The organism is Burkholderia sp. AU33423 (assembly GCF_002223135.1).
GTDB classification, from domain to species: domain Bacteria; phylum Pseudomonadota; class Gammaproteobacteria; order Burkholderiales; family Burkholderiaceae; genus Burkholderia; species Burkholderia lata_D.
The window spans coordinates 335483-350433 of record NZ_NKFH01000007.1; the positions used below are offsets into that span (position 1 = coordinate 335483).

The 14951-nt window shown below is 66.9% G+C and carries 16 protein-coding genes; 6 read left to right on the forward strand and 10 right to left on the reverse strand.

Annotated elements, in window-relative coordinates:
• Positions 1-21 precede the first annotated feature (21 nt).
• Together aldA and CFB50_RS19970 are read right to left on the reverse strand one after the other, a co-directional pair.
• Positions 22-1446, reverse strand: a complete 1425-nt coding sequence (gene aldA, locus CFB50_RS19965) for an aldehyde dehydrogenase (protein WP_089446959.1) — start codon at positions 1444-1446, stop codon at positions 22-24.
• 323 nt (positions 1447-1769) lie between these two features.
• A complete protein-coding gene (locus CFB50_RS19970; protein WP_011356424.1) occupies positions 1770-2708 on the reverse strand; it encodes a LysR substrate-binding domain-containing protein in 939 nt (312 codons plus the stop codon).
• Between the two features lie 250 nt (positions 2709-2958).
• On the opposite strand from CFB50_RS19970, the gene CFB50_RS19975 reads away from it, so the two are divergent.
• Positions 2959-3834, forward strand: a complete 876-nt coding sequence (locus CFB50_RS19975; protein WP_069250616.1) for a LysR substrate-binding domain-containing protein — start codon at positions 2959-2961, stop codon at positions 3832-3834.
• Between the two features lie 169 nt (positions 3835-4003).
• Here CFB50_RS19975 and CFB50_RS19980 read toward each other — a convergent pair whose 3' ends face one another.
• The 3 genes from CFB50_RS19980 to CFB50_RS19990 form a co-directional block, all read right to left on the reverse strand.
• Positions 4004-4357 (reverse strand): hypothetical protein, encoded by a 354-nt coding sequence (locus tag CFB50_RS19980; protein WP_069250617.1) that lies wholly within the window; start codon positions 4355-4357, stop codon positions 4004-4006.
• Positions 4354-5079, reverse strand: coding sequence for a hypothetical protein (locus tag CFB50_RS19985; protein WP_069250618.1), 726 nt, complete (start codon positions 5077-5079; stop codon positions 4354-4356). The genes CFB50_RS19980 and CFB50_RS19985 overlap by 4 nt, the downstream gene beginning before the upstream one ends.
• A gap of 107 nt (positions 5080-5186) precedes the next feature.
• Positions 5187-5906 carry a hypothetical protein gene (locus CFB50_RS19990; protein ID WP_089446960.1) on the reverse strand — a complete coding sequence of 240 codons (720 nt, stop codon included), beginning with the start codon at positions 5904-5906 and terminating at the stop codon, positions 5187-5189.
• A gap of 227 nt (positions 5907-6133) precedes the next feature.
• On the opposite strand from CFB50_RS19990, the gene CFB50_RS19995 reads away from it, so the two are divergent.
• Complete coding sequence (locus CFB50_RS19995) at positions 6134-6391, forward strand: type II toxin-antitoxin system ParD family antitoxin (protein WP_069250620.1); 258 nt, start codon at positions 6134-6136, stop codon at positions 6389-6391.
• Positions 6388-6687 carry a type II toxin-antitoxin system RelE/ParE family toxin gene (locus tag CFB50_RS20000; protein ID WP_069250621.1) on the forward strand — a complete coding sequence of 100 codons (300 nt, stop codon included), beginning with the start codon at positions 6388-6390 and terminating at the stop codon, positions 6685-6687. Before CFB50_RS19995 ends, CFB50_RS20000 begins: the two co-directional genes overlap by 4 nt.
• Positions 6688-6848: 161 nt before the next feature.
• Here the strand turns inward: CFB50_RS20000 and CFB50_RS20005 are convergent, their stop codons facing one another.
• From CFB50_RS20005 to fae, 4 genes are all read right to left on the reverse strand, one after another.
• Complete coding sequence (locus CFB50_RS20005) at positions 6849-8183, reverse strand: MFS transporter (protein WP_256979351.1); 1335 nt, start codon at positions 8181-8183, stop codon at positions 6849-6851.
• A gap of 167 nt (positions 8184-8350) precedes the next feature.
• Entirely contained in the window at positions 8351-9802 is a 1452-nt protein-coding gene (locus CFB50_RS20010) for an NAD-dependent succinate-semialdehyde dehydrogenase (protein WP_089446962.1), read from the reverse strand.
• A 38-nt stretch (positions 9803-9840) separates the two neighbouring features.
• Positions 9841-10863 (reverse strand): aldo/keto reductase, encoded by a 1023-nt coding sequence (locus tag CFB50_RS20015; protein WP_089446963.1) that lies wholly within the window; start codon positions 10861-10863, stop codon positions 9841-9843.
• Between the two features lie 42 nt (positions 10864-10905).
• Positions 10906-11430: a formaldehyde-activating enzyme gene (fae, locus tag CFB50_RS20020; protein WP_069250624.1), complete on the reverse strand. Its 525-nt coding sequence runs from the start codon at positions 11428-11430 to the stop codon at positions 10906-10908.
• A 324-nt stretch (positions 11431-11754) separates the two neighbouring features.
• Between fae and CFB50_RS20025 the strand changes: the two genes are divergently transcribed.
• From CFB50_RS20025 to CFB50_RS20035, 3 genes are all read left to right on the forward strand, one after another.
• Complete coding sequence (locus CFB50_RS20025) at positions 11755-12675, forward strand: LysR family transcriptional regulator (protein WP_039369879.1); 921 nt, start codon at positions 11755-11757, stop codon at positions 12673-12675.
• Positions 12676-12899: 224 nt separating this feature from the next.
• Complete coding sequence (locus CFB50_RS20030; RefSeq protein ID WP_089446964.1) at positions 12900-13250, forward strand: hypothetical protein; 351 nt, start codon at positions 12900-12902, stop codon at positions 13248-13250.
• Positions 13251-13391: 141 nt separating this feature from the next.
• On the forward strand, positions 13392-13952 hold the full coding sequence (locus CFB50_RS20035; protein ID WP_069250626.1) for a hypothetical protein: 561 nt from the start codon (positions 13392-13394) through the stop codon (positions 13950-13952).
• Here the strand turns inward: CFB50_RS20035 and CFB50_RS20040 are convergent, their stop codons facing one another.
• Positions 13953-14828: a LysR family transcriptional regulator gene (locus tag CFB50_RS20040; protein ID WP_011356411.1), complete on the reverse strand. Its 876-nt coding sequence runs from the start codon at positions 14826-14828 to the stop codon at positions 13953-13955.
• Positions 14829-14951: the final 123 nt, after the last annotated feature.

The following is a 14951-nucleotide window of genomic DNA, read 5'->3' on the forward strand; positions in this document are numbered from 1 at the left end:
CGGTGCGTCGGCGTGACGGCGTCAGTACTTCATGACGACGAGGCGCGTCTGCGTGAATTCGAGCATCCCGTGCTTGCCGTCGTCGCCGCCGAGGCCCGAGCGTTTCCAGCCGGCGTGGAAGCCCTGGTACGGATCGGCCGGCGTGCGGTTCACGTACAGCTCGCCGGCTTCGATCGCGTTCGCGACGGTCATCGCGGTGCGGTAGTGCTCGGTGTAGAGCACCGACGACAGGCCGAACTGATGGTCGTTCGCGAACCCGATCGCTTCGTCGATCGTCGTGTAGCGCAGCACGGGCATGATCGGGCCGAAGGTTTCCTCCTGCACGATCTCCATGTCCTGCCGCACGCCGGTGAGCAGCGTGGCCGGATAGAAAAAGCCGGGGCCGGCGGGAATCGCACCGCCGGTTTCGAGCGTCGCGCCGGCTGCGATCGCGCGTTCGACCATCCCGTGGATGTGCGCGCGCGCCGATGCGCTGACCAGCGGGCCCATCCGCGACGCGTCTTCCGCACGGTCGCCGATGCGCACGGCCGCCATCTTCTCCTTCAGCAGCCCGACGAAGCGGTCGTGCACGCTGTCGTGCACGTATACGCGTTCGATCGCCGTGCAGAGCTGGCCGCAATGGGTCGTCTTCGACGCGACGAGTGCGGCGGCGGCGCGTTCGAGGTCGGCGTCGGGCTCGATGATCGCGGGCGTCTTGCCGCCGAGTTCGAGCGACGGCTTCGCGATGTTCGCCTTGCAGTAGTCGAGCACCTTGCGGCCCGCGTTCACGCTGCCGGTCAGCGTGATCATCCCGACTGCCGGATGCGTGCACAGCGCTTCGGCCGTCGCGTGGTCCATCGTCAGGATGTTGACGACGCCCGGCGGGAAGCCGGCATCGTCGGCGGCTTTCGCGATTTCGAACGCGGACACCGGCGTGTGGTTGCTCGGCCGCACGACCACGGTGTTGCCGGCGATCAGCGCGGGCGCGACCTTGCGCAGCAGCGTGTAGACCGGGTAGTTGAACGGGATCAGGCAGGCGACGACGCCGATCGGCTCGCGCTGCAGGAACAGGTTCTCGTCGGGCGTGTCGCTCGGGATGATCTCGCCCTCGATTCGGCGCGCCCACTCGGCGTGGTAGCGCGTGATCTGGCCCGCGTAGACGGCTTCGTTCGATGCGTCCTCGCCGCTCTTGCCGGACTCCTGCGCGAGCGCCGCGCCGATCTCGGGCGCGCGTGCGGTCAATGCGTCGGCGAAGCGGTGCAGGTATGCGGCGCGTTCGGCGCTCGGCAGCTTGCGCCACGCCTTCTGCGCGGCGGCCGCGGCGTCGACGGCGGCGAGCGCGTCGGCCGGCGTCGCGGCCGGCACGCGCGCGAACGGCGCTTCGGTGGCGGGGTTGTGGACGACGATGAACGTGTCGCTTTCCGGGGCGACGAAACGGCCGTTCACGTAGTTGCGTTCGGTGCGCATGAAGTGACTCCTCCGATGAATGCAGGCGGATCGCTTCGAGTGGCGACACGCGCGGCACGGGATGGAGGCCATTCTGTTCATGCGTTTAGCGCACGACAAACGACTTATTTACGCGTAGAGCATGAGAAAAACGCACGTTACTCGGCGAATCGGCGGGAGACGCCCGTCCGGCAAGGCTGCTGCGGTGAGGGCGGGACGGGGCGCGGACGGTGGCCGTGTCGCATTTTCCGACTGGTCCGAGTGCGGACTGACGCGGGAGGCGGTAAGGTGTCGCCCGCGGCGGGTGGTCGACGGCTGTCGAGCGTGGCCGGGCGGGTCGCGCGCTAGGCCAGCGGCACCTGCGGCAGCGGCGACGACGGTTCGAGATGGCGCTTCGCGAGCCACACTTCCTGCTGCAGCCAGTCGCGGAACTGGACGATGTGCGGCAGGTTCGTCTGCTCCGGCCGCGTGACGAACCAGTACGACTGGTGGCCGTCGACGTGCACGTTGAGCACTTGCATCAGTTGCCCGGTCGCGAGTTCGCGCGCGACCATGTGGCGGTCGGCGATCGTGATGCCCAGACCGTCGATCGCCGCGCGGATCGCATGGTCGAGCAGGTCGAATTCGTAGCCGCCTCGCGTGTCGACGTCGGCGATGCCGGCTGCTTTCAGCCAGTGCTGCCAGGTCAGGTAGCGCTGGTCGTCGGTGGCGAGCACGTGCAGCAGCGTGAAGCGGTTCAGGTCGATCGGCGCGCCGTCCTGTCGCAGCCGCGCATACAGCGCGGGCGCGCAGACGGCGATATGCTGTTCCTGCATCAGCAGTGCGTTGTCGAAGCCGTCCCATTCGCCGTCGCCGAACCGGATCGCGCAGTCGAGCACGCGCGATTCGCCGAGGCTGTCGTGGATGCGGGTCGTGAGGCTCAGCTCGAATTCGGGATGCGCGTCGCGCAGCCGGCCGAGGCGCGGCATCAGCCAGCGCGCGGCGAAGGTGGGCGGCACGTTCGCGCGCAGGCGGTTCAGGTGGGTTTTTTCCTGCAGGCTGCGCACGGTCAGCTCGATCTTGTCGAACGATTGCTGCAGCGCGCGCAGCAGCACGCGGCCGGCCGCGGTCAGTTCGAGCTGGTGATGGCGGCGCTCGAGCAGCGTTTCGCCGAGCTGGCCTTCGAGCTGGCGAACCTGGCGGCTCACCGCGCTCTGCGTCACGTTGAGCAGCTCGGCCGCGCGCGTGAAGCTGCCGGTGCGGCCGGCCATCTCGAAGGCTTTCAGCGCATTCAGCGCCGGCATCTTGCGTCTCACGGGGCGGTGTCGTGTTTGGTGCGGGATGCTTATTGTAGGCGGGTGGCGCGGGCGCGGGGACGATGAATGGCGGCGACGGCGGGCGCGCGGGTTTGACGGGATGGCGGCTGGCGTGCCTTGTCGTGACAAGGCACGCCGGCAGGAGGGCCGGCGGTGCCGGCCGGCAACGACACGAACGACACAAACGATACAAACGATACAAACGATACAAACGATACAAACGAAGGGGACACACATCATGCGACGCCTGCCATCGTTGATCGCACTGCGATTTTTCGAGGAGACCGCGCGTCACCTGAGCTTCAACCGCGCGGCGGTTTCGCTGTGCGTGACGCAGGGTGCGGTGAGCCGGCAGATCCGGCTGCTCGAGGAAGCGCTCGGCGCGCGGCTGTTCGAGCGCGATCACAAGGGCGTGCGCCTGACCGATGCCGGCCAGCGACTGCTGCCGTTCATCGGGCAGGCGTTCGACACGATCGAACGGGGCGTCGGCGAAATCGCCGCCACGCGACCGGGTGCGAAACGGCGGCTGACGGTGTCGCTGCCGCCGACGTTCGCGACGCAGTGGTTTTCGCCGCGGCTCGGCACGCTCGCGGAGGCGCTGCCCGACGTCGAGCTGTCGATCCGCACGGAGCCGGATGACGAATGCCATTGCCACATCCGCTTCGGGCGCGCGGCGCGCGCCGGGATGCAGTCGGAGCTGCTGATGATGGAGCGGCATGCGCTCGTCGGCGCGCCGCGCTATCGCGGCGATGCGCTGGAGGTGCTGCTGGGCCGGTTGCCGTCGCTGCATGTGCTGCACGAAGGCAAGCGCCTGACGCTGTGGGCCGACTGGTGCGAGCAGGCGGGCGTGCCGCCGGCGCGGATCGGCGACGGCATCGAGTTTTCGACGCTCGAACAGGCGATCCGCGCGGCGCGCAAGGGTGCGGGGCTCGCGGTGGTCGACCTGAACATGATCGAGGAGGAGATCGGCGAGGGCAGCCTCGTGCGGCTGTCGCCGGTGCAACCGATCGGGCCGTTCGGGTACTGGCTCGATGTCGAGCCGGAGAGCGTCGCGGTCGAGCCGGTGGTCGCGTTCGCTGCGTGGTTGCGGGAGCAGGCGGGGAGGCGGGGGTAGGGGGCCTCGTTGCTGAGACGCGGCTGATCTTTCTGTGGAAGCAATCGGATCAGTCCGCGTCGGTCGTGTGGCGCTTCCGGTTGGGTGCAGTGTCAAAGATCGTTACGCTTGAAGACTGGATTGATCGTCGTCGAGCACGAACCGTGCGGTTGTTTTCCATTGCTGCGGGTTACAGGTCCGGATCCTGTCCGAAGTGCATGAGTGTTTCCCGGCGACAACGGGCTTCGGCATCGGCCATCGATATGATCTGCAATGTGCTCTTCGAGTGATCGATCGGCCCCACGTCGAAGACCTTTCTTTGCGGCGGTGATACCGGCTTGCCGGCCGGTTGCGCGTGGTATTCGACGGTAGACGTCAGCGGAGCCTGCGTTTGACCGTGTGGGCGTACGCTCGCGACGAGCTCGCCAATGAGCAGCCGGATTTCCGCGAGACGAATGGGGCGATTCTCGTTCGTTATGCGGCTGCGCCTTGCTATTTGCTTCGCGAATCGGAAGCCCGTGATTGGATGGTGCTTTTGGGTCATTCGTAAATTCCTTTTTCGATCAGGTATTGCTGCAGCGTCAGCACTGAATGGCCATGCGGGGCAACCTCGAATGTCATCCAGCGATGCGACCCGGCGACGCGCCAGAAGTCCCGCCCGAATCGCGTTGCGTAGAGTGCACGTAGCGACCGGAGCGACCGGTCGGCCAATCCGACCGGATATCCGGGGAAATACTGGAACAGCGCAGCCTCGTCACCTTGCCGATCCGGAATGGGCGCATCGAAGCCGAACCTGGGCCATGCGTAGTATCCGGAGAGCCGCGGCCCGCCGGATTCCGGTGCGGCTTTGCGACCGCCTATCGCGAACGCGCTGATCCGGGCAATCTTCAACCTATCGCATGCTCTGGCGATCCGCCATAGCATCGCTGCACCGAGTCCGGCGACGGCGTTATCGACAAGATCGATGGATCCCAATTCGAGTACGCGCGTGTCCCGGGTTTTGAGCACGGAGACGCGATTCTCCGATCGGATCAATGTCGGGTGCGTGACGGCGAATGTCAGCCTGTCTGCGCTGTCGAGATAGGTCTGGATCTCCGATCCGGCAGGCGCGCCGCACAACGCAACGAGCAGTTCGTCGGGGACGTTGCCGCTCACCCCCAGCAACGCGGAAATATCGAGGTCGTTTCGATCGACCTCGAGCTGATCGTCGAAGTACGTCGTCTCGTAGGGCAGGACATGGCTGAGATCGACACGCTGGGCGGGCATGGCTTCCGGCGATGAATGGAAAGCCCCAGCATATCGGCGCGAATCCGGCGGGCAGAGTCCGCCAAACGGCCAATCACGAGACGGAGCGACCGCCCGTCCCGCCCGCCCTACGACCAGTCGAACGTCAGCAGCGCCACGCGGCTGGCCGGCTCGTAAAACAGGAGAATCGAGTCCGCGCCCATCGCGCGGTATTCCCAGCCGGTGACGCTGGCGACGAAGCGAAAGCGAGCACCGTCGGGGCCGATCGGCCGGATGTCGTCGGGATTGCGGTCGTCGACCGGAAAATCCGACGTGCCCGACCAGTTGCCCCAGCCGACTGTTCCGCCGAGCTGGTCGATCAGGTTGCACGGCTTTTCCCGGCTGAAATCGCGCTCGTCCGGCGCGTACTGGTTGGAGGAGTAGAGCACGCCGTATTCGGCGAACCGTTTGCGCGCGGTTTCGATGCTGGCCTGTTGCTCGGTGTAGTGCGCCTCCAGTTCCGCGCGATAGCCCGCGTCATGCGCGCCGGGCGGGTTTTCCAGATAGAAGTAGCGCGGGTCGCCGAGCAGCGTGTAGCGGTTGTTCTCGTCGAGCCGGAACCCGATCCAGTTCGCGCGGAGATAGTCGTTGTGATACGCGGCCGTGTCCTGCCCGACGAGCCCGTCGTACGGTTCGACGGGACTGAGCAGGTGGATCCAGCCCTCCCACGACGGATTGACCGTCGACAGGTCGATCGACACCAGCGGATGCAGGTGGCGCGCGAGTGCGGCATGGGGCTCGGCAAAGACGGCGGCGTCTGGCGGGTAGACCTTCAGGCCAGGTTGTGGCGTGACGATGTCTTCAATCATGATCGCTGCTCGCACGGTGAGGGTCCGGTAAGGCTACACGAGTGAAGGCGAAAACCGGATGAATGCCGGCGCGCGGCAGCCTGCCTGAAGCGCGTCCCGCTCCGTCCATCCCCCCGATCGGCATGTCGAAAGCATTTGCGCCGATCCTTTGGAGCTTGTCTTCTTGATAACAGTTGATAACCGGGGTACGCTTGACGCATCGAATTCAATCCGGTCGGGAGGTCGGCATGATCAGTGCGGAACTGGGCCAGCAGCTGGAAGCTTACGTCGCGAAGCTGGTCGAATCAGGGCGCTACGGATCCAAGAGCGAAGTGCTTCGCGAAGGTGTACGCCTCATCCAGGATCGCGAGGCACAGCTGAACGCGCTGGACGCGGTGATCGCGCGCAGCCTGTCCGATGCGGAAGCCGGACGCGGCGCCGACGCAGCGGAAGTCTTCGATCGCCTCGAGGCGAAGTATCGGGCCCAGGCGGATCGTCAGGTTTGACCGTGCGCCTGTCCGATTTTGCGATTGGCGAACTCGAAGCGATCGCCGATTACATTGCACGCGACAACCCGCAACGCGCCGTAACGTTTGTGCGGGAGATTCGCGATAAATGCCTGAGTCTTGCCGCGATGCCGCTGGCGTTTCCGCTGGTGCCGCGCTTCGAGCGTCACGGCGTGCGGCATCGCGTGTACGGCAACTACCAGATCTTCTATCGGGTCGTCGGCGATCCGCCGGCTCGGATCGACATTCTTCACATCCTGCACGGCGCGCGAGACTATGCGTCGATCCTGTTCTGAGCGAACGTGCGCATCGCATCGCGTCCCAAATGAACGAACCCGGCCACGGCCGGGTTCGTTCGAATCGAGCGCAGCATCGTCGCAGCGTATCAGCGGCTTGTCGATACGAAAGCCTTGATCGAGCGCGATGCAGCAGGCGGTCACACAACCCGCCGTCCTCGTCAATGCCCCGACGCCTCCTCCAGCGTCAGGTGCTTCGTCTCGGGCGCCCACGCGATCGACACGATCATCCCCACCAGCAGCACGCCCGCGAGCGCGAACATCGTCGCGTGAAAGCCGAGCGTCGCGATACCGACCGGCAGCAGGAACGTGCCGATCGCCGAACCGAGCCGGCTGCACGCGATCGCGAGGCCCACGCCGCTTGCGCGCACTTCGGTCGGGAAGCACTCGGGCGGGAACACGCCCACGAGGTTGCTGAACGCCGACATCGTCAGCGTGAAGATCGCGAACGCGACGATCATCGCGAGGGCCGCCGACGACGGCAGCACGGCCAGCGCGACGAGCGACGCGCACGTCACCGCGAACGAGCCGATCAGGAAGCCGCGCCGCGACAGCCGGATCGTCAGCCAGATGCCGATCAGCGCGCCCAGCACCAGGAAGCCGTTCAGCAGCAGGTCGGCGCCGAAACCTTCGGCGAGGCCGATCGTCTTCAGGATCGTCGGCAGGAACGTGTAGATCGCGAAATACGGAATCACGAGGCACACGAAGAACGCGCAGTTGAACATCGTGCGGCGGATCAGGTCACGCTGGAACAGCCGCGCGAAGCCGCCATGCGCATGCGGCTCGGTCGAGCCGTCGAGCATCACGTGCGGCCCGAAATGCTTCGCGACGATCGCACGTGCCTCCTTCTCCCGGCCCTTGCCGAGCAGCCAGCGCGGCGATTCGGGCGTGCCGATCCGCAGCACCAGCACGATCAGCGCGGGCAACGCGGCCGACGCGAGCAGCCAGCGCCATGCATCGGGGGTGGCGTTGCTGTACGCGAGGCCAAGCACGTTCGCGGCGACATAGCCGATCGTCCAGATCACGCTGAACGAGCCGAGCAGCGCACCACGATGCTTGCGCGGCGAGAATTCGGCGAGGATCGCGTGGCCGACCGTGAAGTCACCGCCCATCCCGAAGCCGATCAGCACGCGCAGCACGCACAGTTCGAGCGGCGACGTGACGAAGAATTGCGCGAATGCGGCCGCCGTGATGATCACGAAGCTCGTCAGGAAGATCTTCTGCCGGCCCATCCGGTCGGACAGCCAGCCGAACACGAGGCTGCCGAAGAAGATGCCGATCAGCGCGGAACTGCCGATCATCCCCATCCAGAACGCGTCGATCGGCATCTGCCTGCCGAGCGCGGCGAGCGCATAGCCGATCGTGCCGAGCGTGTAGCCCTCGGTGAAATGCGCGCCGAACGTCAGGCCGGCGATCTTCACGTGGAAGCGGTTGAGCGGCACGTCGTCGAGCGCGACGGGGCGGTGCGGCGCATCGGCGCCACGCGACAGCGGCAACGCGCGTGCGGTGCCGGATTGAACGTTGGCTTGAGTCAAGCTGCCTCCTGGATTGTTATCGGGCGCGCAACGGCGCGCGCAGGCGGGACGCCGCCGCGCATGCCGTGCAGGGCGCCGCGCGGCCGGACGGCGCGCGGCGCGGGTCGACCGCGGGGAGCGGCCGGGGGTCAGCGGCCGAGGCCGGCCATCAGCGTGTACTTGAGTTCCACGTATTCGTCGAGGCCGTACTTCGAGCCTTCGCGGCCGAGCCCCGATTGCTTGACGCCGCCGAACGGCGCGACTTCGGTCGAGATGATCCCGTCGTTGACGCCGACCATGCCGCTCTCCAGCGCACCCGACACGCGCCACGCACGGCCGAGGTCGCGCGTGTAGAAGTACGCGGACAGCCCGAACGGCGTGTCGTTGGCCGCGGCCACGGCCTCTTCCTCGGTCGCGAAGCGGAAGCAGCCGGCGACGGGGCCGAAGGTTTCCTCTTCGGCGATCAGCATGTCGGCCGTCATGCCGGTCAGCACGGTCGGCTCGTAGAACGTGCCGCCGAGCGCGTGACGCTTGCCGCCGGTGAGCGCGTGCGCGCCCTTCGCGGTGGCGTCGGCCACATGCCGCTCGACCTTGCCGAGCGCCGCTTCGTTGATCAGCGGCCCCTGGTCGACTTCACCCGTGAGCGCGTTGCCGACACGCAGCTTGCGCACGGCATCCGCGAGCTTGCGCGTGAACGCGTCGTACACGCCGTCCTGCACGAGAAAGCGGTTCACGCATACGCAGGTCTGGCCCGTGTTGCGGAACTTCGACGCGATCGCGCCTTCGACCGCCGCATCGAGATCGGCATCGTCGAACACGATGAACGGCGCGTTGCCGCCGAGTTCGAGCGACAGCTTCTTCAGCGTGTCGGCCGACTGGTTCGCGAGCAGCTTGCCGACCCGCGTCGAACCCGTGAACGACAGCTTGCGCACGACGGACGAACTCGTCAGCGTCTCGCCGATCGCGACCGCGTCGCCCGACACCACGTTGAACACGCCGGCCGGCACGCCCGCGCGCTCGGCGAGCACCGCGAGCGCGAACGCGGACAGCGGCGTTTCCTCGGACGGCTTCAGCACCATCGTGCAGCCGGCCGCGAGCGCGGGGCCGGCCTTGCGCGTGATCATCGCCAGCGGGAAGTTCCACGGGGTGATCGCCGCGACGACGCCGACCGGCTCGCGCGTGACGACGATCTGCGAGTTCGGCTTCGGGCTCGGGATCACGTCGCCGTACATGCGCTTCGCTTCTTCCGCGAACCATTCGAGAAAGCTCGCCGCATACGCGACTTCGCCACGCGCTTCGGCGAGCGGCTTGCCTTGCTCGCGGGTCAGCAGTTCGGCGAGCGCGTCGCGATGCTCGAGCATCAGCTCGCCCCAGCGCTTCACGCGGGCGCCGCGTTCCTTCGCGGTCAGGGCGCGCCATGCCGGAAACGCGTGTGCTGCCGCATCGATCGCGCGTTGCGTGTCGTCGGCGCCGCCTTTCGCGACCTTCGCGATCGTCTCGCCGGTTGCCGGGTTCAGCACCGGATAGGTTGCATCGCTCGCGCCATGCGATTCGTGCCATTCACCGCCGATGAAATGGCCGGTCCTCAGAAATTCATTCATTGTGTGTCGTTCCTTCAGTGCCTCGGAGCCTCGGTCCTTCATTCCGTCACGAAACTGCCCTGCGCCGGACGCGATTCGCGCGCGATGCGCTTGCCGGCCGTGTAGTCGTTGATCAGGTCGCACGGCGTGTAGTTGCGTTCCAGCTCGTGCAGCTCTTCGTCGGTGAGCTGCGTTTCGAGCGCGCCGAGCGCGCTGTCGAACTGCGCGACGGAATCCGCGCCGACCAGCATGCTCGCGATGCCGGGGCGGCTCAGCACCCATGCCTGCGCGATCTGCGCGGGTGGCACGCCGCGGCGCTTCGCGACCCTCGCGACGGATGCGGCGATCGCGAGCGATGACGCATCGCCGTACATCTGCGCGGTGAAGAAGTCGGTCTGGTTGCGCGTCGATTGCGGCTCGCAGGTGAGCAGGCCGCGCGCCAGCGGGCTGAACACCGATACGCCGACGCCCTGGTCGATGCAGTACGGCACCATCTCGCGCTCTTCCTCGCGATACGCGAGGTTCAGCTGCAGCTGCATGTTGATCGGCTTGTCCCAGCCGTTTCGTTCGCAGGCCTGCATGATCTTCGCGAACTGCCACGTGTACATCGTCGACACGCCGATATAGCGCGCCTTGCCGGCGCGCACGATGTCGTGCAGCGTGCTCATCGTTTCCTCGACGGGCGTGTTCACGTCGAAGAAATGCAGCATGAAGATGTCGACGTAATCCATCCCGAGGCGCTTCAGCGATCCGTCGATGCCGTCGAGCACGTGCTTGCGCGAATGGCCGCCCGCGTTCGGATAGCTGCCCATGTCGTAGCCGACCTTGGTCGTCACGACGAGCTCCTCACGGCGCGCGTTGCGCTTCAGGATGCGGCCCACCACTTCCTCGCCGACGCCCGTCGAATAGAAATCCGCGAGATCGATGAAGTTGACGCCGGCGTCGAGCGCGCGGCGCACGATCGGCTCGCTCTGCGCTTCGTCGAAGATCCAGGGCTTCCATTCGGGGGTGCCCATGTTCATCGTGCCGAGACACAGGCGGGACACCTTCAGGCCGGACTGGCCGAGGCGGACGTATTCCATGTTTCCTCCAGGTGCGGGCCTTGTGTCGGCCGCTTGTCGTCGTCAGTTTTTCTTCGGGGTGTAGAACGGGTTCGACACGTCGCGCGCGGCGGCGAACACCGCGTCGCGATGCGGCAGCCCTTCCATCGCGGCGACGATCGCGTTGCGGCACGCGCGGTAGTTGTTCTCGAACACGGCGTCGAGATCGTCGGTCTGCGGGTTCACCCAGTTCGCCGACACGACGACCCAGTCGTTCTCCGCTTCGGGCGGCAGCGTGCCGTTCTCGAGCGCTTCGGCCACGGCCTTCGCGATGCCGGCCTGCGATGCGCCCCACGTGGCATTGCCGTGGAAATCGCCGGCGATCTGCGCCTTGTTCACGTACAGCGTGAGCGGCTTGGTCGGCACGCCCGGCTGCGCGATCACGACGAACGGCGCATGGCCGGCCGACGGCGTCGCGAGTGCGGTGGCGAACGCGTGGCCCGCCGGGCCGTTGCGCGGGCCGACCAGCACGTTGATGTGCGCAAGGTTGACGCCGGGGCCTTCGAAGCCTTCGCCGATGTAAAGCTGCCTGGGTTGGGATGCGGTCATTGCGGTGTCTCGTCGATGAGGTGGGTGTGAGGCGATTGTGGTGGGCCGGGATGCGGCCGGTGAATCGATGTTTTCTGATCGGGCCATGAGTTTTCGTCGTCTCCGGGAAAGCCCTGAATCCGGCACGCGAATGCCCGCCGGGCGGGCCTCGGCCGTGGTCGTAACGGCGGGCGGGGCGGGATCGGCGGGTGGGCATTCGCGTACCGGCTCCGGGTTTGTCATACCCGGGCAGGGGTTGGAGGGCCGAGCGCATCCGACAACAATCGGCGTACTCCGAGCCCTATCTTTCGTCTTCCCTTCTTTTTTCGAAAGCGAGTAATTTCGATGGCTGCCATTCAAAAGCCCGATTGGTCGAAGCTCAGTTCGCTCGATCCGGAACTGATCCGGGCATTCGTCGCGGTCGTCGAAAGCGGTGGCTTCACCGCGGCGGCCCGGCAACTGCATCGCACGCAATCGACGATCAGCCTGCGCATCCGCACGCTCGAGGAGCGGCTCGACACGCACCTGTTCATGCGCAACAGCAGGCGGCTCGAGCTGTCGCGCGACGGCGAGAATTTCCTGATCCATGCGCGCCGGATCATCCAGGTGCAGAACGATGCGATCCTCGCGCTGAAGCAGGCGAGCAGCGACCGCGGCGTCGTGCGCTTCGGGCTGCCCGAGGACTATGCGGAGCTGTGGCTGCCCGACCTGCTGAAGTCGTTCTATGCGATGCGGCCGGGCGCGCGCCTGCACGTGCATTGCCGGATGTCGCTCGAATTGCTCGAACGGCTGCAGGCCGGCGAGCTCGACGTGGCGCTCGTCGTGCGTCACGGGCCCGGCGCGGGCGGGCGGGTGCTCGGCCGGCACGACGTCGTGTGGGCCGCGCACCGCGATTTCGCGCTCGACCGCCATGCGTCGGTGCCGCTCGCGCTGTTCCCGGAAACGTGCTGCTACCGGCAGCGCGGGCTGCAGGCGCTCGCGACGGCCGACCGGTCGTTTCATGTCGTCTACACGAGCCAGAGCCCGACCGGCATCAAGATCGCGGTGAACCACGGCGCGGCCGTGACGATGATCGATCGCTGCACGCTGCCCGAGAACTGGCGCGTGCTCGACGAGTCGGACGGCTTTCCGTCGCTGCCGGCGGCCGACCTCGAACTGCATCGCTCGCCGGGCATCTGCGATCCGCTGACCGACGATCTGGTATCGCTGATCGAATCGATGGTCGACGAGCGGCGGCGCGCGTCGCTCGAGGCCTTCGCCGCGTAACGGGACGAACTGACGGGCGAACGCGGCGCGGGCGAGGTCGACGCGCGCCGTGACGCGCGACCCCCTCGCGCGCATGACGGCCGCACGGCCAGCCGCCGGCCGCTGGCGTGTTGTGTCCCCGATGCCGTTTTTTGCATCGGCGGTGCGTTTTTTTGCACGACGTTTATGTCGTCTCTTCTAAGCTGGGGATGTGTCGAACAGCCGAGACGGCTTCCGTCCGCTCCATGACCTTCATTCATCCCGTTCCCGCCTTCAATGCCGCCGGCCGCCAGTTGCACGCCGGCGCACGCAACAACGTCATTCCTTTTCCGCCGCCGCGCCCGCGCCTGCAGTTGCCCGTCACGCTGACGGCCGACTCCGGCGAACACGCGCACGCCCGCCTCGCGGCGCTGCTGCATTCCCCGCTCGGCGTGTACGTCGTCAGCGCGCGCGCCGTGCGCGACGTGGTTCACGTGCACTTCGACATCGCGCCGGAAGACCTGGATTTCACGCTGCACATGCTGATCGCGCAGCAGGCCGATGCGGTGATCGGGCCGGTTGCGCGACGGTTGCGCATCGGGCCGAAGGCGCGGTGAAGCGAGGAACGGTTATTGCTCGCTCCTGAATGGCTTGTCTGATCCGCCGCCCGATTGCCGGTCGCCGTGCTGTCCGTCGACAGACGGCGGACCGGCGCGCGGCACCGCGTGCGCGGCGCCGATCCTGAATACGGAGGGGTCATGGACCTCATGGAAGCAGTACCTGTCGCGCGGCCGGAAAGCCGCCGCGTAAGGACGGCATCGCTGCCGTCGGGCCAGCAGCTCGCGCGTCAGCTCGTGACGACGGTGCGCGTGGCCGAAGTGCTGCTGCATCAGGCGATCGTCGTACCCGACCGGCATCAGTGGTCGGTCGACACCGAAGGGGTCGACGCAGCCGGCGGGCCGCTCGCCGCGTGGGAAACCTGCGTGACCTGGCGGATCGGCAAGATGTTCGCGTCGACGGTCAGCCCGGCCGCGCGTGTCAACGATCGCGACCAGGTCGCCGTCGAGATCCGGCTCCGTTTGCCCGAACAGGACTATGTGGCGGAGCGGCGCGTGAGCACCTTCGGCCTCCGCCACGGCAACACGTTCGGCGCGGCGCTTTCGGTCGCGTCGGGCGCGCAGTGGGGCTGGCAACGCAAGGAGCACGTCGCGCCGGAACACCGGCAGGTGCGCGGCGATACGCTCGAGGCGCTCGTCGATACGGTCGCCGCGACCGTCAACGCGGCGCTGGGCGCGGCCGGGTTCGGCGCGACGCGCTGATCACGCGTCGCCGGTCTGCCCGGTCTGCCGCTGCAGGTCTTCCATCAGCTGTTCCGCGAGAAAGTCGCACGGCGGCCGTTTCGATTTCGTGCTGCGCGCGAGGATCAGCTCAAGCGGCGGCAGGTCGGGCAGCCCGTGCGAGCGGCCGAGCATCGACAGCTGCGCGGGAATCGCGCAGCGCGCGAGCGGCGCGACGGCCAGGCCGGCTTCGACCATGCTGAGGAGCCCGAGCAGGCTCGGGCTTTCATAGGAGGTGCGGTACGGCACCTTGGCGCGCTCCAGGCTGCGGATCGCGTTCTCGCGCGCGACGCTGCCCGGCATGAACACCGCGATCGGCAGCGGCCGCTCTTCCCACACGCGCGGCCCGTTCGTCATCGCGGCCCACGCCATCGGCTCGTGGCGGATGAAGTCGCCGGACAGCCCCTTGATGCGCGTGCCGCACACGAGATCGACGGTGCCGTCCTTGATCAGCGGCGCGAGCGCGCTGCTCGGCAGCCCCATCACCTGGATCTCGACCTTCGGGTAGGTCGCCGAGAATTTCTTCAGGACCGACGGCAGCAGCGACGACGCATAGTCGTCCGGCACGCCGATCACGACCTTGCCGGTCACTTCCGGCCGCACCACGGCTGCCCACGCCTCGTCGCGCAGCGCCAGCATTCGTCTGGCGAATCCCAGCAGCACCTCGCCTTCGCGCGTCAGCACGATGCTGCGCGGCTTGCGCACGAACAGCGGCCGCCCGATCGCGTCCTCCAGGCTCTTGATCTGCATGCTCACGGCCGACTGCGAGCGGTTCACGGCCTCGGCGGCGCGGGTCATGTTGCCGGTTTCCGCGACGGCGACGACGGTGGCCAGCACGTCGTGATCGAGCATCTTCATGGGTATCAAAAAAACTGAACGTAACGATCAGCATTATGCGTTTTTATTGTTGCTATGTGTCTGCCATAGTGCGATCACGCTGATGTTTCACCCGAGGGTGGCGCGGCGTTCGGGCCGGCCGAG

Coding starts and splice junctions, on each gene's coding strand:
- CFB50_RS19975 (WP_069250616.1), top strand. CDS start 2,959: ATGCGACGCCTGCCATCGTTGATCGCACTGCGATTTTTCGAGGAGACC.
- CFB50_RS20010 (WP_089446962.1), bottom strand. CDS start 9,802: ATGAATGAATTTCTGAGGACCGGCCATTTCATCGGCGGTGAATGGCAC.
- CFB50_RS19970 (WP_011356424.1), bottom strand. CDS start 2,708: ATGCCGGCGCTGAATGCGCTGAAAGCCTTCGAGATGGCCGGCCGCACC.
- CFB50_RS20015 (WP_089446963.1), bottom strand. CDS start 10,863: ATGGAATACGTCCGCCTCGGCCAGTCCGGCCTGAAGGTGTCCCGCCTG.
- CFB50_RS19980 (WP_069250617.1), bottom strand. CDS start 4,357: ATGACCCAAAAGCACCATCCAATCACGGGCTTCCGATTCGCGAAGCAA.
- CFB50_RS19990 (WP_089446960.1), bottom strand. CDS start 5,906: ATGATTGAAGACATCGTCACGCCACAACCTGGCCTGAAGGTCTACCCG.
- CFB50_RS19995 (WP_069250620.1), top strand. CDS start 6,134: ATGATCAGTGCGGAACTGGGCCAGCAGCTGGAAGCTTACGTCGCGAAG.
- CFB50_RS19985 (WP_069250618.1), bottom strand. CDS start 5,079: ATGCCCGCCCAGCGTGTCGATCTCAGCCATGTCCTGCCCTACGAGACG.
- CFB50_RS20040 (WP_011356411.1), bottom strand. CDS start 14,828: ATGAAGATGCTCGATCACGACGTGCTGGCCACCGTCGTCGCCGTCGCG.
- fae (WP_069250624.1), bottom strand. CDS start 11,430: ATGACCGCATCCCAACCCAGGCAGCTTTACATCGGCGAAGGCTTCGAA.
- CFB50_RS20030 (WP_089446964.1), top strand. CDS start 12,900: ATGACCTTCATTCATCCCGTTCCCGCCTTCAATGCCGCCGGCCGCCAG.
- CFB50_RS20025 (WP_039369879.1), top strand. CDS start 11,755: ATGGCTGCCATTCAAAAGCCCGATTGGTCGAAGCTCAGTTCGCTCGAT.
- CFB50_RS20035 (WP_069250626.1), top strand. CDS start 13,392: ATGGACCTCATGGAAGCAGTACCTGTCGCGCGGCCGGAAAGCCGCCGC.
- aldA (WP_089446959.1), bottom strand. CDS start 1,446: ATGCGCACCGAACGCAACTACGTGAACGGCCGTTTCGTCGCCCCGGAA.